This is a genomic window from Streptomyces sp. NPDC047072 (assembly GCF_040643855.1).
Taxonomy (GTDB): Bacteria; Actinomycetota; Actinomycetes; order Streptomycetales; family Streptomycetaceae; genus Streptomyces.
The window spans coordinates 30,608-51,498 of sequence record NZ_JBEYVC010000067.1; the positions used below are offsets into that span (position 1 = coordinate 30,608).

Here is a 20,891-nt window from a genome sequence, read left to right on the forward strand (position 1 = left end):
ATGCGCCAATCTCTCGATGCCTGGCCCGCTCAACCTCGAAGGCCCGCCCCGAGCCCCCTCCGAACCCCCTCCAGACCGATGTGATCTTCCATACCTACGCAGATCCCCAGCTATGCACACCCCCACCTCCCCACCTACTGTGAGCACGCCGTGGTGTTCGGGAATCCGGTGGAAGTCCGGAGCGGCCCTCGCCACTGAGATCGGGGAGTTCCCGTTCCGTGTCCCCTCGCCGGGGGACAGCCACTGACCGTCGTGCGGCGGTTGGGAAGGCAGGAGCGGTAGGCGTACGTACCCGTAAGCCAGGAGACCGGCCGCGGCACGTCAGGAACTGATCCACGAGGTGCTGGAGCTGACCGTATGACCGAGCCTGCCATGGCCCAGAACAGCTTTCGTTGGCGGCGTGAGGACACCATCAAGACTGCCCTCCTCATGGCCGTGATCGCCGTCCTCCACGTCGTCGCGTTCGGGATTCTCTTTCTGCTCGTCGTGCCTGCGCACTACGAGATCGGGACCAAAGCCTTCGGCGTCGGGCTCGGTGTGACCGCCTACACCCTCGGTATGCGGCATGCCTTCGACGCCGATCACATCGCCGCTATCGACAACACCACCCGGAAGCTGATGGCCGACGGCAAGCGGCCCGTGTCCGTGGGGTTCTGGTTTGCGCTGGGGCACTCCAGTGTCGTCGTGCTGCTGGCGCTGCTCATCGCCGGCGGTACTCAGTTGGCCGGGCGCGTGATGAACGAGGGGTCCGGTACCCACCAGGTGCTCGGTTTTCTCGGTACGACGATCTCCGGGACCTTTCTCTATCTCATCGCCGCCCTCAACCTCGTTGCCCTGGTGGGCATCCTGAAGGTGTTCCGGGCGATGCGGGCGGGATCGTACGACGAGAAGGAGCTTGAATCCCATCTGGATTCGCGGGGGTTCATGAACCGGATCCTCGGGCGGCTCACCAAGTCCATCACCCGGCCGGGGCAGATGTACCCCCTCGGGTTTCTCTTCGGGCTCGGGTTCGACACCGCCACCGAGGTCACCCTCATGGTGATGGCCGGGTCGGGTGCGGCCGCCGGGCTGCCCTGGTACGCGATCCTCTGCCTGCCGCTCCTCTTCGCCGCCGGGATGAGCCTGTTCGACACGCTCGACGGCACGTTCATGAACTTCGCCTACCAGTGGGCCTTCTCCAACCCCGTGCGCAAGGTGTTCTACAACCTCGCCATCACCGGGCTGTCCATCGCCGTCGCGTTCTTCATCGGCACGATCGAACTCGTCGGCGTCCTCCACGACAAGCTCGCCCTCACCGACGCCCTCACCACCTGGATCGCCGACATCAGCCTCGACAACGTCGGCTACGTCATCGTCGGTCTGTTCGTGGTGGTGTGGGCGGCGGCGATCGCCTACTGGCGGCTGGCGAAGGTGGAACAGCGCTGGAGCGTCAGCAGTTCTTGATCGACCAGATCGGGCCCCAGTTGTAGGAGTTGCTGCTGCCGCCCGGGCCCACCGGCGTGACCGTCTGGCCGTTCTGACCGTAGAAGTACGCCGTCACCCCACCCGTCTGGTTGTTGCGGTACGAGCCCGTGCCCACCCAGTTGGAGAGGGTGTAGGTGTCGCAGTAGTAGAAGGAGTAGACGACGTAGTCGCCCTGCGTCGCGTCCCAGACGGCGGCGCACAGGTTGCCGCTCGCGCAGGTGATGGACTCGCGGGCGGCGATGTGCGTGATGCCGGCGGGCTTCGGCCAGGCGGTGGGCGGCTCCGCGGCGGCCCCCGCGGGCAGTTCGGCGGCGGACGGCGCGGCCGGCATGGTCAGTACCTGGCCGAGGTCCCGGTCGGCCGGGGCCGCGCCCGCCGGGCCGGCGGTGCAGAGTGCCGCCAGCGACAGCGCCAGAGCTCCGAGACCGGCGAGCAGCGTACGTCGTGAGTCGCGCATGTGTGTCAAACCCCCTGTGGGAACGAGCCGTTCGTCGCCCCAGGCTCGCCGCGTCCCGCTCGCCACCGCCACACCCTGAAGCCCTGCCTTAAACGGACGCCGACGCTTCGAGCAGGGTGAGCCCCACGGGCGTGACCGTGTGCAGCATGTGCCGGCCCCGGCGCACGCTCACCAGCAGCCCCGCCCGGCGCAGTACGGCCGTGTGCTGGCTCACCGCGGCGGAGGATATGCCCAGGCGCAGGGCGAGTTCGCCGGTGGTGCGGCCGGTGACGACGTCCTCCAGTACGGCGGCGCGGGTACGGCCGATGAGCGCGGCGAGGCCGTGGCCGGATCCGGGGCGGCCGGGCGGGCGGGTCCAACCGGGGGCGGGCTGTACGGGGTAGACGAGGACCGGGGGCAGTTCGGGGGCGGCGAGCGTGAGGGGTCTGCGGACGCAGAACACCGACGGCTGGAGCAGCAACCCCCGCCCGCCGAGCCGCAGTTCACGGTCGACGGGGTAGTCGGCCTCCAACACCGGTGGCCGCCACCGCAGTACGGGCGTGAGGCTTGCGAGGAGCGCGTCGGTGCCGCCCTCGAGGACCGCGCGGCTGCGCACGGCCCGGTCGGCGTCCACCTGGGCGCGGATGTGCGGCCAGAAGGGGGCGAGCGCGTGCCGGTGGTAGCCGCGCAGGGCCGCGCCGAGCCGGTGCAGCGCGGCGGGTTCACCGTCGGCGAGGGCACGGGCCTCGGCCGGCAGCGGACGGGTCCGGCGCGGGGAGGCGGCGAGCCGGGCGAGATCCCGGCGCAGGGTGGCCCGGGGGGTGCGCAGGACGGCGTCGACCGCGTTCTCCAGAGCGGCGGCATCCGAGCCACGGCTGACCGAATCACGGCTGACCGAATCACTGCCGACCGAGCCGCCCCCGACCACATCACCCCCGTCCAAGCCACAGGTGCCGCCCGACTCCGGCGTGAGAAAGTCCGGCGAGTACCCCCGCGTCGGCAACAGCGAGGCCAACATCCCCTGCCCCGGCGCCGGTTGGCCCCGTACCCGATCCCGCCAGTCGTCGAACACGAGCGGCGCCTCCCTCCCCGACAGCGCCTGGAAGCTGTTGTGGAGTTCCCACAGGGGGTCGGGGGCGGCGGCGACGCGGACGCGCGCGAGGTCATCGGCGGTGAAGTGCACCCGCAGCATGGGGGTCTCCGACGGTGGTCGGTCAGCGGTGGGGGCGGTGCCCCCCGACACTGACGGATCCGCATTTGCCGGAGCAAGGCGGCATTCGGTCACCTCGACAACCGTCAACACGACGGGTGCGCGGAAAAGACCCCTACACCCCCTCCACCGTCGTCAGCCACAGCTTCACATAGCGCTCGACGTCGACCGCCAACCCCACGTCCACCAGGGCCTGTTCGCGGATGTCGCCGTGGATTTCCGCCTCGCCGGGGCGGGCCCGGCGGTCGACGATCGTCTGGCCGCGGCTCGGGCCGGGGGCCAACGCGACCTCCACCGGGAGGAGTTCGGTGGTCAGGCCGCCCGGGTCGACGACCGCGCAGACCGCGCCCGCGTCGCCGAGGCCACCCACAGTGTCAGCGGAGGTGGCCGGGTCGCGGTGGGCGAGGAGTTGGCCGGCCAGCCGGAGCGAGGGCTCCGAACTCCCGCGCAGGCGCTCGACGTCGGCCGCCGGCACCAGCACCCGCTCGAAGACGTCCAGGCCGTACATGGTGATCGGCACCCCGGCGGTGAGCAGCACCGCGGCCGCCTCCGGGTCGTGCCAGACGTTGAACTCCGCGACCGGCGTGGCGTTTCCGGTGGCCACCGCGCCGCCCATGAACACGATCCGCTCGATGTTGCGCACCACTTCGGGGTGGGTACGCAGGAGCAGCGCGATGTTGGTGAGCGGCGCGGTCGGCACCAGGGTGACCGGCCTCGGGGAGGCGAGGATCTCCCGCCGCAGCAGCGTCACCGCGTCCACGTCCACCGCCACCCGGGTCGGCGCGGGCAGCCCCAGGTCGCCCATGCCGTCGCGTCCGTGCACGTGCTGCGCCGTACGCACCGGCTCGATCAGCGGCCGCTCGGCGCCGCGGGCGACCGGGATGTCCCCGGCCCCCGCCGTCTCCAGCACGGTCAGCGTGTTGCGGACGACGCCGTCCACGTCGGTGTTCCCGGCGACGCAGGTGACCGCGCGCAGGTCGATGCCGGGGTGCCGGACGGCGAACAGCAGGGCCAGGGCGTCGTCGACGCCGGTGTCGCAGTCGATGATCACCGGGATGGGCTGACCGGTCACGGCCGCACTCCTCTCACCTGAGGGTTTCGCCCCCGACCTTACGCATCCGACCTTACGCATCCGCCCAGAGTTCGGCCCCGCGATCACGATCTCCTACGGCGATCCGCTCCACCAGCTCCTCCACGCGCACGGCACCCGGCCTGCGCCCGTCCCGCAGCCGTACGGCCACGAGGTCGCCGTCGGCCTCCCGCTCCCCGATCACCGCCTGGTACGGCACGAACCGCGTGGCCCGGATCCGGGCGCCGAGGGTGCCGTCGAGGGGGCCGGACAGGTCGGCCCTGATGCCGTGCGCCCGAGCCCGTCGTACGACATCCGCCGCTTGCTGTTCCTGGTCCTCGGCGACCGGGAGCACCGCCAGCTGTACGGGTGCGAGCCAGAGCGGGAAGGCGCCGCCGTGGGTCTCCAGGAGGTGGGCGACCGCGCGCTCGACGCTGCCGATGACGCTGCGGTGCACCATGACCGGGCGGTGGCGGGCGCCGTCGGGACCGATGTAGTGCAGGTCGAAGCGTTCGGGCTGGTGGAAGTCGATCTGGACGGTGGAGAGGGTGGCCTCGCGGCCTGCCGGGTCGGCGATCTGGACGTCGATCTTGGGGCCGTAGAAGGCGGCCTCGCCCTCGGCCGCCTGGTAATCGAAGCCGTCCAGGACCTCTTCGAGGAGGGCGGTGGCGCGGTGCCAGAGGGCGGGGTCGGGGACGTACTTGGCGCCGTCGCGGCTGGGCAGGGACAGGCGGTACCCGGCAGCGCGGATGCCGAGGTCGTCGTAGGCCCGCTGGATGAGCCGGAGCGCGGCGCGGGCCTCTTCGACGGCCTGGTCGAGGGTGCAGAAGATGTGGGCGTCGTTGAGCTGGATGGCGCGGACGCGGGTGAGACCGCCGAGGACTCCGGACGGCTCGGAGCGGTACATGCCGCCCAACTCGGCGATGCGGAGGGGGAGTTCGCGGTAGCTGTGGGAGCGTGAGCGGTAGATGAGGGCGTGGTGGGGGCAGAGGCTGGGGCGCAGGACGACCTCCTCGGAGCCCAGTCGCATCGGCGGGAACATGTCCTCGCTGTAGTGCGACCAGTGCCCGGAGATCTCGTACAGCTCGCGCTTGCCGAGGACGGGCGAGTACACGTGCCGGTATCCGGCGGCCCGCTCGGCCTCGCGTACGTACTCCTCCAGGACGTGCCGTACGACGGCGCCGTCGGGCAGCCAGTACGGCAGCCCCGCGCCCATCAACGGGTCGGTGTCGAACAGGCCGAGTTCACGGCCGAGTCGGCGGTGGTCGTACGACATGGGGGTCTCCCTCGCTGGTGGGGGCGAGGGTGCACGGGTACAGGAAGAAGCCCCGGGACTCTCGCCCCGGGGCTTCGCAGACTGGATCAGCGCGCCGGGAACGGTTCCGGCGTCGTCGTGAGGAACGAGTGGGCGCGCTGCATGAGGGGGAGGGTAGGGGGAGGCGGGCGTCGGGGGCGAGGGCTTTTCGGGGGACGTGGGTCAGACCAGCGTGCCCGCGGTTCCCGAGCGGCCCCTGGGCACGCCGACGATCGTCACCACGGTCTGCTCGCGGACGGCCTCGCCGAGTACGTCGACCAGGGCGTCGGTGATGGCGGCGACCAACCGGGCCGGGGCGTCCGGGACTTGGGGGAGGCTCAGGGCGGTCTCGCGTATCTCGAGGGTGACGATCGGGACGTCGTCCTCGGTCGGGACACCTCCGACGGCCCGGCGGCGCTGGGGGACGCCGATCAGCTCGACGCCGACCAGGCGGCGGAACTCCGGGCCGTAGACGGCGCCCACGGCGTCGGTCAGCGCGCCGATCAGTTTCGGTTCGACGTCGTCGTCGAGGGTTTCCTCACGGATGTGCAGGCTGAAGTGCGGCATGGCGAATCTCCGTCCGGGTCCGTGCCTACCATGGCCGACATGGCCGATTTCGCTTTGCAGAGAAATCATCTTTGAGGTCAAAGTTAAATGGTGAGGGGTGCGTGATGTCAACGCCCGAAGGACCTGACGGCTGGGTCGACGACGCGGTCAGGGCGCTGCTGCTGCTCATGCCCCGGATGGTGGGCAGGGCGAAGAGGATCCCCGTGCCCGAGGCGCTGCGGTCCTTCTCGCTGGCCCCGCGCCATCTCTCGCTCCTGTCCTACCTGCTCTTCGACGGGCCGATGACCGTCAACCAACTGGCCTCCCGGCTCCAGGTCGCGCCGACGACGGTGAGCCTGCTGGTCGGTGACCTGAGCCGGAAGGGGATCCTGGAGCGGCGCGAGGACGAGGCGGACCGGCGCCGTCGGATCATCGGCATCGCGGCCGACCACCAGAGCGCGATCAGTGCGTGGCTCGCGCCGGGCGCGGCGGCGTGGCGCGAGGCGCTGGCTCCGCTGACGCCGGATCAGCGGCGGATGTTCGTGGACACGCTGCTGGCGTACGAAGCGGCGGTCGGGGGGCGGGAGCAGGACTGAAGCCGGGGCTCAGGCAGGCCGTTCACCGGGACCGGGGCGGGGCGCGCAGCCCGCCGCTGGAGTCACTGTGGCCGGCGGCCCGGGAGATCACCTCCACTCCTGAGGCCGCCGCCGGTCGAGGCCGACGTCGTGACGGCGGTCCACGGCAGGCGCACCTCGCGGCGGCCCGGCGCCTGCCCCGTAACCCGGACGGACCGGAGCGCTGGTGGGGTCGTCGAAGCCGGTGATCACTTGAGAGCATGACCGCACCCCGCGCCCTGGCCGCCGTCGCCCTCTCACTCGGCACCCTCGTCACCGTCACCGCCTGCTCCGCGCTCTCCGCGCCGCCCACCGCGCGGCGGGCCCCGATCACCCAGGCCACCAGCGCATCCCCGACCCCGTCCCCTTCGGCGTCGCCGGCCGGTGCCGCCACGCTCACCGAGGCGATGGCCCGGGCCGCGCTCGTGACGGACGCGGATCTCGGGGAGCCCTGGACGCCCACGCAGGGTGCGGCCACCTGGCGGGACGGGGTGCTGAAGGCGAAGACGCAGCTGCCGGACTGCCAGCGGCTGCTCGACGCGCTCTACGCCGACGACGTGTTCGGCGCGGGTTCGCCGCCGCGCGCGGTCGTGGGGCTGGACGACGCGTGGAACGAGGCGCAGTTGCGCTACCAGGTCGTCGCGCGTGAGCCGGCCGAGACGGACCGCACGCTGGCCTGGCTGAAGACGCTGCCCCAGAAGTGCGGCCAGTTCGCGGCGACGACCGTCACCGGGGCGGTCGAGGGCGCCCAGGTCACGGAGTTGCGGCTGCCGGAGACCGCGGGCGATGCCCGGCAGGGGTTGCGGATCATGCTGACCGGCGAGTCGGCGGACGGCGAGCCGAGCACGCTCACCCTCGACGTCGCCGCGGTCCGCGTCGGCGAGGACGCGATCGGCGTCACCAACGGCGGCCTCGGCGACGTCCAGACCGACGTCACCCAGACGGTCGTGGACCTGGGCGCGCGACGGCTTGCGGAGGTGCGGAAGCAGGGACGGGTGCAGGTCTGACAGCGGGTCAAGGCCTACGCCGTCCCGTCTGCGCCGTCCCCGTCAGGGCCTACGCCGTCCCGTCGGCACCGCCCCCGTCAAGGCCTACGCCATCCCGTCGGCACCGCCCCCGTCAGGGCTGCCGCTCTCCCTCCAGCACCGCCCCCGGCTCCAGGCTTCGCTCCGCCAGTGCTCGGGCGATCGTCGTCACCGGGCGGTGCTCCTTCTCGGCGTACCGGCGCAGGAGTTCCATCGCCTCGGTGAAGGAGACGCCCGCGTACTCCACGAGGAGTCCCTTCGCCAGTTCCACGCTCGCCTTCGCGGAGACCGCGGCCTGGAGCGAGGTGAGCAGGTCGTGCGGTCGGCGGACCACCGTCGGCCAGTGCGCCAGCGTCAGCGCGGCGACGTCGCTCATGCCCTGCGCGACCGCGAGGTCCTCCGCGGGCAGGGTGTCGCTGAGCCGGTTGAGGAGGGACACCGCGCCGATGGCCCGGCCTTCAAGGCGTAGCGGCAGCGCGTGCACGGAGACATAGCCGGCCGCGAGCGCCTGCGCGGTGTAGCCGGGCCAGCGCACGCCCGCGCGCAGGTCGTCCGCGCTGACGGGCTCGCCGGTGCGGAAGCAGTCGACGGACGGCCCCTCCTCCTGCTGCACCTGATGGACGTCGAGCAGGTTCAGCTCCTCGGCGGAGGACGACATGGTGCGCAGGACGCCCCGCGAGTCGGCCACCACCACGCCCACCGCGTCGACCGCGAGCAGGTCGGTGCAGTGGTCGCCGAGCCTGGCGAACAGGTCGAGCGGGTCGAAGCGGTCGCCCAGGCTGTCCGCGAGGTCGACGAAGGCGCGGGTCAGCCGCAGCTCCCGGGTCATCGCAACCTCCTCGCACCGACCCACCACAACCCCGGCCTCCGCGCTCCGACCCCTCGCAGGCCCCGCCCGGCAGCCCCGGCCCGTCGCGGGCCCCGCCCGGCAGCCCCGGCCCCCCCGCAAGCCCCGCCCGGCAGCCCCGGCCCCCCGCAAGCCCCGCCTCCGCGTTCCGGCCCGTCGCAAGCCCGACCCCTGCGTTCCGGCCCACCACAACCCCGGCGTCGCCATCCCGGCCCACCCCAGCCCCGGCGTCGCCATCCCGGCCCACCCCAGCCCCGGCCTCGTCCTCCCGGCCCACCACAACCCCGGCGTCCCCACACCGACCCGCCGCCCCTCCGCCGGTCCCCGCACCGGAGCGTTCTCAGTCACGGTCGAACCTCTTCCTGTGCGAGACCACGTCCCGCGCCACCTCCAGGGCGGTGCGGTTGTGCGCGAAGGCGTGGGCGCGCAGCCGGGCCAGCGCCTCGTCCGCGCCGATCCCCAGCTGCACCATGATCATGCCGACGGCCTGGTAGACCTCGTCGTGGTCGGTGGCCAGACCGCTGAGCCAGGGTTCGTCTCCCCCGGGGCCGTTCTCCTCGCCCCGGGGCAGCGCCATCAGGGCCACGGTCATGACACTGGCCACCAGTTGGGCGGTACGCAGCTCGCGCTGGCCGAATTCCCCGGGCGTGTCCCGGTAGAGGTCGAGCGTGCCGACGCACACGGCGTCGTTGCCGAGCGGGATCGAGTACACCGCCTGCACCCCGGCGGCCGTCGCCTCGTGGGCGAACGCCGGCCAGCGCTCGACGTCCCGGCCCGCGGTCAGGTCGGCGGCGAGCACCGGGGCCCCGATCTGCGCCGCGTACACGCAGGGCCCGTCGCCGAGGGTGGCCTGGATGTCCGAGAGCCGCGCGGCCCGGTCACTGCTGGAGCTGAGCTGGACGGGCATGCCGTTGCTGCGCAGCGAGACGCTCGCGCCGGTCACCGGCAGCAGCTTGACGGCGACCGCGCACAGCCTGCCGGGGATCTCCGAGGGCTCGGCGCCCCGTACGCCTTCCGTGATCAGGTCGGATGCCCGGGCCCGGTCGGCGGCCTGTTCACGCTCCGCGTCGCGGCCCTGCAGCCGGGGGTCGTCACCCGGCCGGCCGAAGGCCGGGCCACCGCCCAGACCGGCGTACGGACCGGGGTCGTCACCGGGGGCATCGCCACGGTCGTCCCTGGGCCGCACGAACACCGCCTCCTTCGATCGAACGCGGCCACTGCTGCGTCCTGGGCCACCCGGCAGAAGCACCCGAAGCTGGGGCCACGACTCTTCGCACACCCGCCGAAGGCACCGCCCGGCTACCCCTCGCCCTCCCGGTCAAACGCCTCGGCCCGGTCGCCGCCGAGCGGGGAGTCGCGCCGCCGCAGCGGCCGTACGGTGGGAGGCCGGCCCGAGACGCTGTGGACGAGGTCCGCGGCGAGGTCGCGCAGTTTGACGTTCCGCTGCTGCGAGGCACGGGTGAGGATCCGGAAGGCCTCGTCGGCGGTGCAGGCCTCCTGGGCCATGAGGATGCCGAGGGCCTGGTCGATGACGGTGCGCGAGGCGATGGCGCTCTGCAGGTCCAGGCTGAACTGGAGCTGTCCGGCGAACTTCAGCGCCACCCCGAGCGCGCCCGAGGCGTGCCCGGCGAAGACCGCGGCCTGGGCGCGCGCCTGCGGGGTGAAGGCGCCCGCCTCCTCGGCGTACATGTTCAGCACCCCGCTGACCTGCTGCCGGGGCGCGGCGAGCGGCAGGGCGAGCACGCTGTGCAGGCCGTTGTCCCGGGCCATCGCGGGGAAGTCGCCGAAGCGGTCCTCGTGGTCCACGTCGTCGACGTGGTGCGCCGTGCCGGTGCGCAGGGTGCGCAGGCAGGGGCCGTCGCCGACCTCGTACTGCCGCTGGTCGAACCAGTCGACGAGTTCGTGGCTGGAGGCCGCGGTGTACGGATGGGAGCTGTCGCCCGCGCTCAGGGTGACCGAGCAGTACACCGAGGCGGGCAGTTCCCTCGCGGCGAGCCGGACGAGTTCGCGCAGGAAGTCGTCCAGGCGGTCGGCGTCGAGCAGCAGCTGCTGCAGACGGGCCAGTATCTGTTCACCGCGCCCGGGCCCGGTGGGTGGGAGCGCGGCGGTCGGGTCCGTCACGAGGATGCACCTCCTCGGTCGTCGGACCGGACGAGTACCCGGGGGCGCCCCCGCCAGACCCGCGCCCTCGCCTCAGCGCTGCTCGTACGGGTCCGCCGGCTGCTTCACCCGCTTCACCGTGCCCGCGTCGACGACCGGCGGCCACGCCCCGTCGGTGCCGAGCTTGCCCTTGGGGTGCCAGGTGCCGGTGACGGTGATCCAGGTGTCGACGGGCGGGGCCCCGTCGGCGGCGCCGCGCACCTCGACCTTGCTGGTGGTGGCGTCGGCGGCACAGCAGGAGACGAGGAGCCGGGTGAGGTACCAGGTGCCGTCGTCGCCGTGGGTCACGAAGCCGGTGAGCCGGACGGTACGGCCCTGCAGGGAGCGCCCGCTGTCGTAGATCGCGCGGGAGCTGAACTGCGCGAGGGTCAGCTCGACGGGGTCCCCGGCGGACAGCGCGGGGAAGGTGCCGACCCCCTGGGCCGCCCGCTGCGCCGCCTCCCGGCCCGCGCTGTAGGAGCCGAGCGCGGGCGGTGGGAAGAGGAGCAGGGCGAACGCGGGGAGGGTGAGGAGCCAGGCGATCCGGGGGCCGGCAGGGCCGTGACTGTGCCCGTCATGGTCCTCGTGAGGGTCTTCCCGGCCGGTCCGTCGTACGACGGCTGCCGCCACCCCCAGCAGCACCAGCACCACCCCGGACACGACCAGGTAGGGCCGCAGCCCCACCTGCACGTACCGCAGGTACAGCTCGCTGAAGAGGGAGATCCGCAGTACCGCCCCGCCGACGAGGACCAGCAGCAGCGACGACCCGTAGCGCCTCACAGCAGCCACCACCCCACGAGCACGCTGCTCACCACGGCGACCACCCAGGTCGCGGCCGAGAACCGTACGGCGAAGGCGCGGCCGAAGGTGCCCGTCTGGAGGGCGATCAGCTTCAGGTCGACCATCGGCCCGACCACCATGAACGCGAGCCGCGCGGTGGGCGGGAAGCCGCTGAGGGAGGCGGCGACGAACGCGTCGGCCTCGCTGCACACGCAGAGGACGACCGCGAGGACGGCGAGGAGCAGGACGGAGAGCCAGGCCGAGCCGGTGAAGAGGTCGAGGACCGAGCGGGGCACGACGATGTTGAAGGTCGCGGCGGCCGCGGCGCCCAGCACCAGGAAGCCGCCCGCGTGCAGGAAGTCGTGCTGGAGCCCGGCGCCGAAGGCGCGCAGGCCGCGTCCGGTGTGGCCGGTCTGGCGCTGGGGGAGCCGCAGCCACTCGTCCCTGCCGAAGCGGGCCCACAGCCAGCCCATCACCACGGCCGCCGCGAGCGAGGCGAGGAGCCGGCCGAGGACCATCTTCGGCTGGCCGGGGAAGGCGATCGAGGTGGCCACCAGCACCACCGGGTTGATGGCGGGCGCGGAGAGCAGGAAGGCGAGGGCGGCGGCCGGGGCGACCCCGCGCCGCATCAGACTCCCGGCGACCGGCACGGACGCGCACTCGCAGCCGGGCAGCACGACGCCGGCCGCGCCCGCGACGGGTACGGCGAGGGCCTGGTTGCGCGGCAGCAGCCGGGTGAAGACCTTCTCGGGTACGAAGGCACCGATGGCCGCCGAGACGACCGTCCCGAGCAGCAGGAAGGGCACCCCCTGCACCGAGATCGCGGTGAACACGGTCCACCAGGCGGCCACGGGCGGGGTGTAGAGATCGAGCGCGAGCATGGGCCCGAGCACGGAGCCGACGGTGACGATCGCGAGCACCGCGGCTCCACCGAGACCGACGTACACGAGCACGCGCAGAGCGAGTACGACGACCCGCAGCCCGTCCCCGACGCCCCGGCCGGTCACGACCTCACGGTCCCCGCCGGCCCCGCCGCCCCGACCGGTCGCGACCCCATGGTCCCCGCCGACGACTCCGGCGATCCGGCCGGTCACGGCCCCGTCGGCCGCGGTCCGGTCAGTGAAGGCCGGCGCGGCCCCGGCCGGGGCGCCGGCGGTCCGGCCGGTCGCGGTCTGCTCGGCCGCGGCCCGGTCGTGCGTCGTTCTCCGGTTCTCCACGTGCCCGTCCCGCCCGTTCTTCCGTCCCCGGGCAGGCTAGCCGGACGCCCCTGTGCGCAGGCCCGGAATCGTCACAGAGGGGGCTGTGCGGGTGCGGGGCCGAGTGTGGTGGTGCCGGGGGCGGTACGGTGCCCCAGCCCCGTGCGGTACGCGTCGAGCGCGGCCTCGACTCGTCCGGTACGGCGGTACAGATCCCCCAGCAGCCGGCACAGGTCGGCCAGGTCACCGACCGCGCCGGCCCGCTCCAGGAGGCTCAGCGCGCGGACGTAGTGCTCCTCGGCGGCGTCGGTGTCCCGGGCGTCCTCGGCGATGATGCCGAGCAGCCGGTGCGCGGCGGCGGAGTGCAGGGCGCCGCGCTCGGGGCTGAAGTCGGCGAGCACGTCCTCGAGGATCGCGGCGGCCTCCTCGGACTTGCCGCGCTTGTGCAGGACGTCGGCGAGTTCGACGGCGGCCTGGCTGGAGTAGAGCGCGGCCCGCTTGGCGGAGAGCATGGCGAGGGCCTGCCTCAACTCCTCCTCGGCACGCTCCAGTTGGCCGTTCTGCGCGTAGACGTAGCCGCGCATCCAGTGGCAGTTGGCGAGTTCGGTACGGATCTGGAGTTGGCGGTAGAGCTCGGCGGCCTTGGCGAGGGAGGCGTCGGCCTCGGCGGCGCGGCCCTCGGCGAGCAGGGTGCGGGCGACGGAGCGGTGCATGTGGGCGACGAGCGCGGGGTCGCCGGCCTGCGGGGCGAGGGCCAGGGCGAGTTCGGCCGCCTGGGCGGCGCGGGCGTGGGCGCCCATGTCCATGTAGGGGCCGATGACGCTGGCGTAGAGCAGGAGCAGGGCGTCGGGGTCGTGCAGTCCGCCGCGGTTGAGCTCGTCGATGGCGGACTCCAGCAGGTAGACGGAGTACCGCAGTTCACCGGCGAGGTAGTGGGACAGGGCGCGGCCGCGCAGGGCGGGGACGCGGGCGGGCAGCGGGACGCCGCCGAGGTCCTTCTCGGCCTGTTCGAAGTACTCGCGGGCGGCGCTCAGTTCGCCGGTCTCTATGGCGCACTCGCCGAGTCCGAGCAGGGCGGCGGCGCGGACCTCGCCGAGGTCGAGGGCGTCGGACTCCGCGAGGAGCCGGGCGTACTGCTCGGCGGCCTCCTCGGCCTCGCCGGTGGCGAGGGTGCGCTGGGCCTCGGTGAGGCGGAGCCGGAGGTCGGTGACGAGGTGGGCGGGGCGGCCGGTGGCCAGCTCCTCGAAGCCGACGCCGAGCCGGTCGGCGAGATGGCGCAGGGCGTCGTCGGAGGGGCGGACCCTTCCCGACTCCAGGGTGGAGATGTAGGCAGGGGTGTACGCCGGTTCCGCGAGCTGTTTCTGCGTCAGCCCGCGCTCGACTCTCAACTGCTGCACCCGCCGCCCGATGACACCCGGGTCGTCCCGCTCCGACATGGCCAACTCCCCAAGCGCCTCTTGCCGTTGTAGTGTCGCAGCCCCTAGGTTAAACGGTGCGTTAAACGCGCTTAATAGTTCGTTGACTCTCGTTCAGTTCCACTGTCGCCGCTGCGAGGTAGCCGTGCTCGAACGCACCAGCACCACCGCGCGTTACACGAGGGGCGCCGTAGCCGCCGTCATCGCCGCGACCACCCTGATCCTGGCGGCGAACACGGGCCCGGCAAAAGCAGACCCCAAACCGGCGGAACAGGCCACCCAGATCCAGCAGACCGAGGACCGCAGCGCGGAGTAAGCCCCCCGAACGCGCCTCAGAACTCCGCGGTGTCGATCTCGAACCCGAGGGGGGCCGGGAGAGGGACGGCCAGGCCCATCTTGTACTTCGAGCTCCGGGCGTACTCCTCACCGGAGGGCTCGGAAAAGACGACGACCTCGGCCTCTTCGCGGTCGATCAGCAGGTAGACGGGAATACCGGCACGCGCATAGCCGAGCATCTTCTTGTCGCGGTCACGGTCGGCCGTGCTGGTGGAGGTGATCTCGGCGACGAGGAGGACGGCGGAGGGGACGTGCCACTTCTCCTTGTCGTCGAAACTGCCCTTGGGGGCGACCACCAGGTCGGGGACGACGTGACCGGTCTCGGAGGCACCGGGGACATCCAGGCCGATGCCGGTGTAGTTACGCAGGGACCGGTCCGTGCGCCGCACGGCGACCTGGTCGCTGACTTCCGACACGAACTCCTCGTGCTCCCCATTGGCCGGTGGTGTCACGCAGATCTCTCCTTCGATCAGCTCCACGCGCCAGCCCCTGGGGGCCACCGCACTGAAGAGCTCGAAGGCCTGCTGCACATTTGCGCCCTGATAGTCGGGCACGATCGGCTCCGCCGTCATCACGACCATCCTCACTTCGCCCGGCGCGACGGTCCCACGGTAGCCGGAGTGTTTCGGCTGTGACGGAAACCATCCCAAACACCCCTCCTCCGCCGCAGAAACCCCGTTTACCGTGGAGCGATGTCACCCCTGGTCAGGATTCACAGGTCGTTCGCGGCGCGGTTTGCGGAGTTCGCGTTCGAGCCTGCGTTCGTGGCTGCCGTGGATCAGCATGTGGCGGAGATCAGGGAGCGGCTGGATGCCGGGCATCCGGGGCTGATTCCCAGGGCGCCGCACCGGGAGGTGCTCGCCGACTACGCGCTCGGGTTTCTGGACGCGCTGGAGGAGATCGACTGGCGTGAGCCGGTCGGGCACGACTACGCGGTGTGCCGCCTCACCGCCATCAGCTGGCTGGTGACACGGCACGACCTCGTCTGAGGGGCAGTCTCAGAGCTGGAACTCCGCCGGGTTCAGGCCCAGCGCCGCGCACGCCTCGCGCAGGACCCCCGCCTCCGCCTGCGAGAAGTGGCCGTCCGCGCCGGCGATGACGATGCCGGTCTGGATCACCGCACGGGCCTCGGTCGGCTTCTTCGCCGCCTTGGCGATCTCCTGGAGCGCCGCCGCCTTGCCCTGGGGGAAGTTCCGGGTGAGTTCGCTGACGTGCTTGTGGAAGCGCGTGCGCAGCTGCTCCGGCGGGAAGTTCTGCAGGACGTCGTTGCCCAGGATCAGCGACTCCATCTGCTGCTGCTCCGCCGGGTCCACCTGCCCGTCCGCCGCCGCGACCAGCGCGCACATCGCCATGCTCGCGTCCCGGTACGCCCCGCTCTTCAGCTCCGCCTTCAGCGAGCCGAGCTGGTTCTTCAGCAGCCCCACCAACTGCGCCTTCGAGCCGCCGCCGGAGGAGCCGGTGCGCGCACCGCCGTACCCGCCGGACGCCCCGGGGGCGCGCTGGCCGCTCTGCCCGCCCTGCACCTGCTGCTGCAGGTTCTTGGCCTGGTCCTTGAGCCGGTCGAACAGTGCCATCGGCGTCCCCTCGGTACTCGTCACACGTCTTAGTCGTCCTCTCACCCCGCCAACGCACGCCCGGCGGCAAAGGTTCCCCCAAGAGCCGCCGTCAGCGGATGCCCTCAGCAGATCTCCCGGTACGCCGCATCGGGCACATACGTCCGCCACTGCCCCCGCCCCAGCCCCACGCCGCCCGCCCGCGCGCACACCCTCTCCAGCACCCGCCCGGGATCGACGGTGTACCGCTGGACCGGCACATGCGCACTCCCCGCGTACAGCGTCGACCCGTCCGCGGTGAAGGCGAGCGAGTCGATCTCCTCGCCCGGTGTGGTCAGCGGACCGCCGAGCGGCTGCTGGGTGGCCACGTCCCACAGCTGGAGGCCGCCCGCCGTGCCCGCGACGGCCAGCGTGCCGCCGTCGGGGCTGAACGCGAGCGCGCTCACGCCCTCGGGGTCGGTGCCCGTCGACGCGGGGAAGAGGTTGCGCAGGACGCCCTCGCGGCGGGTCAGGTCGCCGTTCCAGAGGGCGACGCGTCCCGTCCCGTCGCCCGCGGCGAGCAGCGAGCCGTCGCCGGCGAAGGCGAGCGCGCCGACCTGGTCGCCCTGGACGAGGTCGTGCCGGCGGGCGGTGCCCGAGGGCGGCCGGACCGTCCGGTCGTCGGTGGCCAGGAGCCCGCCGTCGGGGCGCAGGCCCAGGTGGGAGCCGCTCACGTCGGTGAGCGTCCGGGTCCGCCGGTGCCGGGCGAGGTCCCACACCTCGTCGTCGATCGTGCCCGCGGCCGTGAACCGGGCGGCGACCAGGGTGCCCGCGCCGAGGGCGAGGTCCACGACCGCGCCGCCCGGCAGGTCCAGCGTGGTCACGGCCCGCCCGCGCGGCACGTCCCAGACCGCGACCGGCTGCGCCACCGCCATCCGGCCGGGCGCCGAGACGCCGTACGCCAGCCTGCTGCCGTCCGCAGTGAAGGCCAGCTGGGGCAGGGTGTCGGCGGGGACGGTGGGCAGCGCGGGGTCGGCCGAGACGGGGACCGGGACCGGCGCGAAGGCGTGCAGGAGACGGCCGTCGGAGGCGGCCCGCAACTGGAAGACGTACCGGCCGCCGGTGCGCCGCGCGGTGGCGTACGTACGGCCGTCCGGGCTGAACCGCACCTCGTCGAAGGGGTCGGGGCGCCAGCCGGAGGTCACGGACGTGCCGAGGTCCAGGGTGTGGACCGTGCCGCCCTCCAGATAGCGCAGGGTGCGGTGGTCCCAGTGGAGGCCGCCGTAGAGGTACTGGTTGTTGAGCGAGTGCCGGAAGACGGGGGCGCCCGAGGCGGCCGGCCGCCACACGCGTATCTCCTCGCGGTCGGCGGTGGCCACGAAGGCGCCGTCGGGGCTGAAGGACGCGTAGTCCGTGCCGGTGTCGTAGAGGTCGGCGATCCGGCGGCCCGTGCCGGTGTCCCAGACGCGCAGTCCGGTGGCGGTGGCGGCGGCCAGGCGGCCCTTGCCCAGGGCGAGCAGGGAGGTGTCGGCGTCGCAGAGGCGGTCCCGCTGCCAGGCGCCGGGCAGGACACGGTCCGTGGCGGTGTCCCACAGTTGAGGGGTGCCCCCGGCGGAGCACACGGCGACCTGCCCCCCATTGGTGTCGGTCTCGACGATCCCGGAGTCCGGGGCCCTGGTCTGGAACAGCACCCGGCCATTGGTCACCGAACGCAGCCGTACCCAGGAGCCCTCGGTGGTGAGGAAGGCGTGGCCGTCGGCGGTGAAGGCGACCCGGCCGACGTCCCGCAGCCGCGCGCCACCGGCGGTCCAGCGGCCCGAGACGGTGTCCCACAGTCGTACGGAGTGGTCGTCGAGGGTGACGGCGAGCACGCGCGCGTGGGGGCCCACCTCGGTCACCGTGCCCTGGGGCACCCGGCCGGAGCCGGTGGCGCGGTGGGTGGTCACGTCCCAGCCGTGCCAGCGGGCGCCGTCGGTGCTCGCCAGGACGCGGCCGTCGTCGACGAGGACGCGCCGGGGTCCGTCGCCGGGCTCGGGGTCGGTGAAGGTGTCCGTCTCCGGCTGGGCGAGGGAGCCGAGCAGGGCCCGGCGGGTCTCGGGGAGTTCGGCCACCCGCCAGGCGGCGGCGCCGAGCAGGAGGGCGGTGCGCGGGTCGGTCGTCCGCAGGCCGTCCGCGACGTCGGCGATGCGGCGGGCCGCGTTCTGGGTGCGCCGGCGCGCGTTGTCGGCGTACTCGCGGTAGACGGCGAAGGCCGTCAGCAGGGCGATCGCCAGGACGGCGGAGAGGGAGCCGGTCAGGACGCGGTGGCGGCGGCTGATCCGGGCGGCGGCCCGGCGCTCGGCCTCGCGGGCGTCCAGGGCGGCGATGAGGAAGGAGCGCTCCAGGACGGTCAGCGCCGTATCGGACAGGTGGTCCGGGAAGAGTTCCTCGGCCCGGGCCAGCCGGGTGCCGCGGTAGAGGGCGCCCGGGTCGCGGTCGTGCTCCAGCCAGCCGCGCGCCGCCTCGGCGAGCATCCGGTGGTGGCGCAACCGCTCGCGGTCCCGCTCCAGCCAGTCGTGCAGCCGGGGCCAGCAGGTGATCAGCGCCTCGTGGGCGAGCTGGACTCCCTCCTCGTCGGCGGTCAGCAGCCGGGCCCGGGTCAGCCGCTCCACCACGGCCGGCAGCTCCGGGTCCGCCCACTCGTCCAGCTCGGCCCGGGTGAGCGGGCGGCGGGTGTCCGGGGTGCCCTGGCCGGGGACGACCATCCGCAGCAGCAGATGCCGGGCGAGACGCGCCCGGGCCGGCGTCAGATCGCCGTAGACCTCCTCGGCGCTCGCCGCGATCGCGCCCCGCAGCCCGCCCGCGGCCTGGTACCCGGCGAGGGTGAGCAGGCGGCCCTTGCGGCGGCGCCACGTCTCCAGGAGGACGTGCGAGAGCATCGGCAGGCCGCCGGGCTCGTCCTGGACCTCGTCCACCAGGCGGGCGGTCAGCGTCCGTTCGACGAGACACCCGGCCGCCTGGGCGGGCCCGACCACCGCCTCCCGCAGCTCCTCGGCGGTCATCGGGCCGAGCAGCAGCCCGGCGCCGCGCAGGGCGTCCGCGAGGCCGCGATGCTCGGCGCAGCGGGCGTAGAAGTCGGCGCGTACCGCGACCAGGACGCGCAGCCGGCTCGCCGGGGCGCGGGCGGCGAGCAGCAGGTCGACGAAGCGGGCGCGCTCGCCGGGGTCGCGGCAGAGGGTGAAGACCTCCTCGAACTGGTCCACGACCACCCAGCTCTCCGGCTCGTCCGGGGCGGGCCCCAGCAGGTGGCCGTAGGTCTCGGCGGGCGTCGGGCCCGGAGTGAGGATCCGCAGCGCCGCCGGATGGCCGCGCTCCGCGATCTCCCGCCGGAGCCGCGGGATCAGCCCGGCCCGCAGCAGGGAGGACTTGCCGCTGCCGGAGGGGCCGAAGAGCACGGCGAACCGGTGGTCGCAGACCAGCTCGCCCACCTCGTGGACCACCCGCTCGCGGCCGAAGAACAGGTGCTGGTGGTCGGGTTCGAAGCGGGCCAGGCCGCGATAGGGGGGCGGGGTGTCCTCGGGTTCCTCCCGGGGCGCCTGGTCGAGGCCGTCCCGGGCCTCCTTCCAGCGCGGCTCCCACTCTCCAGGATCGCCGTCGCAGGCCCGGACGTAGCCGAGCACCACGGCGAGCGAGGGCAGCCGTTCGCCGCCCGCGGCCTGGGCCAGGGTCGTCACCGAGAACCCCGCGGCCTGCGCCATGGTCCGGTACGACGGGGTCCCCGCCGTCCGGCGCAGCTCCCGCAGCTGATGCGCGAAGCGCTGCACGGCGCCGGCCTCGGGGTCCAGCGGTCTCTCGGGACGTCCCACGGGCCACCCACTTCCGTCCATCAGCTGAGAACGATGTCCAGGGGAGCCCAACCTACTTTTTGCGCCGATATGCCGTAAACCAACCTGGGATGTGAGGTCGGTGACGCCTCGATGACGTTGTTTTCCCTGATGGGAGGACGTGCCTTACAACTCTCCGGTTGACAGTTTGGACGCACCGCACCGGACATACCGGAGCGGAACACCCCCACCCCCGATTACTGGGAGAGCACCCGCATGTTCCAGACGTCCCGGAAGAAGTCCCGCGTCGGCAGGGCCGCCCTCGTCGTGGGCAGCGCCGCGGCCCTGGCCGTCGGTGTGGCGGGCAGCGCCTCGGCGCAGATCCTCCAGCCGCTGACCTCGGCGACCACACAGGCCTCCGCGTTCCAGATCAAGTACCAGCCGTACTTCGACTACGACGAGGACGGCTGTTACCCGGCGGCCGCCGTCGACGCCAACGGGACGCACAACGGCGGGCTCGACACCACCGGCACCACCGGCGGCGGCTGCAAGTCCAACCACCTCGGGCAGGCCAACACGTACGTGCGCTCCGCGTGCGACGCCACCTGGTGCGCGTACATGTACGCCCTCTACTTCGAGAAGGACCAGGGCACCGGCGGGCTCACCGGGCACCGCCACGACTGGGAGAAGGTCGTGGTCTGGCAGAAGCGCGGCGCCGAGACCCCCTCATACGTGTCCGTCTCCCAGCACAGCGGGTTCGAGACGAAGGCCTTCGGCTCCATCGAGCGCGACGGCAACCACGCCAAGGTCGTCTACCACCTGGACGGAGCGGCGACCCACGACTTCCGCTTCGCCAAGACGGGCGAGGTCCCGGAGGCCTGGGGCAACAAGCAGTGGGACGCGCCCGACCTGGTGTCGATGAGCAAGATGAAGACGGTCTGGCCGAAGGCGTTCAACACGCTGTGGAACTTCGACTGGTCGGGCATCGACGCCGGTCAGGGCGCCACCGGCGCCAACTTCCCGCTGCAGGACTTCGGCAGCCACTTCAAGGACGGGCTGCAGAAGGCCAAGCCCTCCGCGATCTCCTCGTTCAACCCGAACCTCGCGCTCTGACCCGCGAGGCACATGCCGCGGCCGCCGACGCAGACTCCCCCCTTCGCGTCGGCGGCCGCTTCCCGTTGTTCC

At 72.9% G+C, this 20,891-nt stretch carries 20 protein-coding genes and 1 riboswitch; of the genes, 6 read left to right on the top strand and 14 right to left on the bottom strand.

Going from position 1 to position 20,891, the window contains the following annotated elements; all coding sequences use genetic code 11:
• Positions 1–134: 134 nt before the first annotated feature.
• Positions 135–331: riboswitch (cobalamin riboswitch) on the top strand.
• A gap of 26 nt (positions 332–357) precedes the next feature.
• Complete coding sequence (locus ABZ896_RS26415) at positions 358–1,443, top strand: HoxN/HupN/NixA family nickel/cobalt transporter (RefSeq protein ID WP_360933953.1); 1,086 nt, start codon at positions 358–360, stop codon at positions 1,441–1,443.
• On the opposite strand, the gene ABZ896_RS26420 is transcribed toward ABZ896_RS26415, so the two are convergent.
• The 5 genes from ABZ896_RS26420 to ABZ896_RS26440 all read right to left on the bottom strand — a co-directional run bounded on the left by ABZ896_RS26420 (position 1,430) and on the right by ABZ896_RS26440 (position 6,040).
• Positions 1,430–1,921 (bottom strand): hypothetical protein, encoded by a 492-nt coding sequence (locus ABZ896_RS26420; protein ID WP_360933956.1) that lies wholly within the window; start codon positions 1,919–1,921, stop codon positions 1,430–1,432. The two genes, ABZ896_RS26415 and ABZ896_RS26420, sit on opposite strands and share 14 nt — an antisense overlap.
• 88 nt (positions 1,922–2,009) lie before the next feature.
• Positions 2,010–3,092, bottom strand: a complete 1,083-nt coding sequence (locus ABZ896_RS26425; RefSeq protein ID WP_360933959.1) for a helix-turn-helix domain-containing protein — start codon at positions 3,090–3,092, stop codon at positions 2,010–2,012.
• A 133-nt stretch (positions 3,093–3,225) separates the two neighbouring features.
• On the bottom strand, positions 3,226–4,182 hold the full coding sequence (locus tag ABZ896_RS26430) for a nucleoside hydrolase (RefSeq protein ID WP_360933962.1): 957 nt from the start codon (positions 4,180–4,182) through the stop codon (positions 3,226–3,228).
• Between the two features lie 52 nt (positions 4,183–4,234).
• Positions 4,235–5,455: a threonine--tRNA ligase gene (gene thrS, locus ABZ896_RS26435; RefSeq protein ID WP_360933965.1), complete on the bottom strand. Its 1,221-nt coding sequence runs from the start codon at positions 5,453–5,455 to the stop codon at positions 4,235–4,237.
• Between the two features lie 201 nt (positions 5,456–5,656).
• On the bottom strand, positions 5,657–6,040 hold the full coding sequence (locus ABZ896_RS26440; RefSeq protein WP_360933968.1) for a hypothetical protein: 384 nt from the start codon (positions 6,038–6,040) through the stop codon (positions 5,657–5,659).
• Positions 6,041–6,144: 104 nt separating this feature from the next.
• On the opposite strand from ABZ896_RS26440, the gene ABZ896_RS26445 reads away from it, so the two are divergent.
• Together ABZ896_RS26445 and ABZ896_RS26450 are read left to right on the top strand one after the other, a co-directional pair.
• Positions 6,145–6,615: a MarR family winged helix-turn-helix transcriptional regulator gene (locus ABZ896_RS26445; protein ID WP_360933971.1), complete on the top strand. Its 471-nt coding sequence runs from the start codon at positions 6,145–6,147 to the stop codon at positions 6,613–6,615.
• 239 nt (positions 6,616–6,854) lie between these two features.
• Positions 6,855–7,640, top strand: a complete 786-nt coding sequence (locus ABZ896_RS26450) for a hypothetical protein (RefSeq protein WP_360933974.1) — start codon at positions 6,855–6,857, stop codon at positions 7,638–7,640.
• 112 nt (positions 7,641–7,752) lie between these two features.
• Here the strand turns inward: ABZ896_RS26450 and ABZ896_RS26455 are convergent, their stop codons facing one another.
• From ABZ896_RS26455 to ABZ896_RS26480, 6 genes are all read right to left on the bottom strand, one after another.
• Positions 7,753–8,487, bottom strand: coding sequence for a GAF and ANTAR domain-containing protein (locus tag ABZ896_RS26455; protein WP_360933977.1), 735 nt, complete (start codon positions 8,485–8,487; stop codon positions 7,753–7,755).
• A 358-nt stretch (positions 8,488–8,845) separates the two neighbouring features.
• On the bottom strand, positions 8,846–9,697 hold the full coding sequence (locus ABZ896_RS26460; RefSeq protein ID WP_360933980.1) for a GAF and ANTAR domain-containing protein: 852 nt from the start codon (positions 9,695–9,697) through the stop codon (positions 8,846–8,848).
• A gap of 107 nt (positions 9,698–9,804) precedes the next feature.
• A complete protein-coding gene (locus ABZ896_RS26465; RefSeq protein WP_360933983.1) occupies positions 9,805–10,626 on the bottom strand; it encodes a GAF and ANTAR domain-containing protein in 822 nt (273 codons plus the stop codon).
• Between the two features lie 72 nt (positions 10,627–10,698).
• A complete protein-coding gene (locus tag ABZ896_RS26470) occupies positions 10,699–11,424 on the bottom strand; it encodes a TIGR03943 family protein (RefSeq protein ID WP_360933987.1) in 726 nt (241 codons plus the stop codon).
• Positions 11,421–12,431 (bottom strand): permease, encoded by a 1,011-nt coding sequence (locus tag ABZ896_RS26475; RefSeq protein ID WP_360934018.1) that lies wholly within the window; start codon positions 12,429–12,431, stop codon positions 11,421–11,423. The genes ABZ896_RS26470 and ABZ896_RS26475 overlap by 4 nt, the downstream gene beginning before the upstream one ends.
• 281 nt (positions 12,432–12,712) lie before the next feature.
• Positions 12,713–14,056: a helix-turn-helix transcriptional regulator gene (locus ABZ896_RS26480; RefSeq protein WP_360933990.1), complete on the bottom strand. Its 1,344-nt coding sequence runs from the start codon at positions 14,054–14,056 to the stop codon at positions 12,713–12,715.
• A gap of 82 nt (positions 14,057–14,138) precedes the next feature.
• On the opposite strand from ABZ896_RS26480, the gene ABZ896_RS26485 reads away from it, so the two are divergent.
• A complete protein-coding gene (locus ABZ896_RS26485; protein ID WP_360934021.1) occupies positions 14,139–14,351 on the top strand; it encodes a hypothetical protein in 213 nt (70 codons plus the stop codon).
• 16 nt (positions 14,352–14,367) lie between these two features.
• Here ABZ896_RS26485 and ABZ896_RS26490 read toward each other — a convergent pair whose 3' ends face one another.
• The gene (locus ABZ896_RS26490; RefSeq protein ID WP_360933993.1) at positions 14,368–14,943 is read right to left on the bottom strand and encodes a Uma2 family endonuclease; all 576 of its coding nucleotides are present in this window, start codon (positions 14,941–14,943) and stop codon (positions 14,368–14,370) included.
• Between the two features lie 192 nt (positions 14,944–15,135).
• Here ABZ896_RS26490 and ABZ896_RS26495 point away from each other — a divergent pair, with 192 nt between their 5' ends.
• Positions 15,136–15,360, top strand: coding sequence for a DUF6401 family natural product biosynthesis protein (locus ABZ896_RS26495; protein WP_360933996.1), 225 nt, complete (start codon positions 15,136–15,138; stop codon positions 15,358–15,360).
• Positions 15,361–15,369: 9 nt separating this feature from the next.
• Here the strand turns inward: ABZ896_RS26495 and ABZ896_RS26500 are convergent, their stop codons facing one another.
• A complete protein-coding gene (locus ABZ896_RS26500) occupies positions 15,370–15,945 on the bottom strand; it encodes a tellurite resistance TerB family protein (RefSeq protein WP_360933998.1) in 576 nt (191 codons plus the stop codon).
• A 104-nt stretch (positions 15,946–16,049) separates the two neighbouring features.
• Positions 16,050–19,748: a hypothetical protein gene (locus ABZ896_RS26505; protein ID WP_360934000.1), complete on the bottom strand. Its 3,699-nt coding sequence runs from the start codon at positions 19,746–19,748 to the stop codon at positions 16,050–16,052.
• Positions 19,749–19,982: 234 nt separating this feature from the next.
• Between ABZ896_RS26505 and ABZ896_RS26510 the strand changes: the two genes are divergently transcribed.
• Positions 19,983–20,819, top strand: a complete 837-nt coding sequence (locus tag ABZ896_RS26510; RefSeq protein WP_360934003.1) for an NPP1 family protein — start codon at positions 19,983–19,985, stop codon at positions 20,817–20,819.
• Positions 20,820–20,891: the final 72 nt, after the last annotated feature.

Coding starts and splice junctions, on each gene's coding strand:
- ABZ896_RS26415 (WP_360933953.1), top strand. CDS start 358: ATGACCGAGCCTGCCATGGCCCAGAACAGCTTTCGTTGGCGGCGTGAG.
- ABZ896_RS26420 (WP_360933956.1), bottom strand. CDS start 1,921: ATGCGCGACTCACGACGTACGCTGCTCGCCGGTCTCGGAGCTCTGGCG.
- ABZ896_RS26425 (WP_360933959.1), bottom strand. CDS start 3,092: ATGCTGCGGGTGCACTTCACCGCCGATGACCTCGCGCGCGTCCGCGTC.
- thrS (WP_360933965.1), bottom strand. CDS start 5,455: ATGTCGTACGACCACCGCCGACTCGGCCGTGAACTCGGCCTGTTCGAC.
- ABZ896_RS26440 (WP_360933968.1), bottom strand. CDS start 6,040: ATGCCGCACTTCAGCCTGCACATCCGTGAGGAAACCCTCGACGACGAC.
- ABZ896_RS26445 (WP_360933971.1), top strand. CDS start 6,145: ATGTCAACGCCCGAAGGACCTGACGGCTGGGTCGACGACGCGGTCAGG.
- ABZ896_RS26450 (WP_360933974.1), top strand. CDS start 6,855: ATGACCGCACCCCGCGCCCTGGCCGCCGTCGCCCTCTCACTCGGCACC.
- ABZ896_RS26455 (WP_360933977.1), bottom strand. CDS start 8,487: ATGACCCGGGAGCTGCGGCTGACCCGCGCCTTCGTCGACCTCGCGGAC.
- ABZ896_RS26480 (WP_360933990.1), bottom strand. CDS start 14,056: ATGTCGGAGCGGGACGACCCGGGTGTCATCGGGCGGCGGGTGCAGCAG.
- ABZ896_RS26490 (WP_360933993.1), bottom strand. CDS start 14,943: ATGACGGCGGAGCCGATCGTGCCCGACTATCAGGGCGCAAATGTGCAG.
- ABZ896_RS26500 (WP_360933998.1), bottom strand. CDS start 15,945: ATGGCACTGTTCGACCGGCTCAAGGACCAGGCCAAGAACCTGCAGCAG.
- ABZ896_RS26510 (WP_360934003.1), top strand. CDS start 19,983: ATGTTCCAGACGTCCCGGAAGAAGTCCCGCGTCGGCAGGGCCGCCCTC.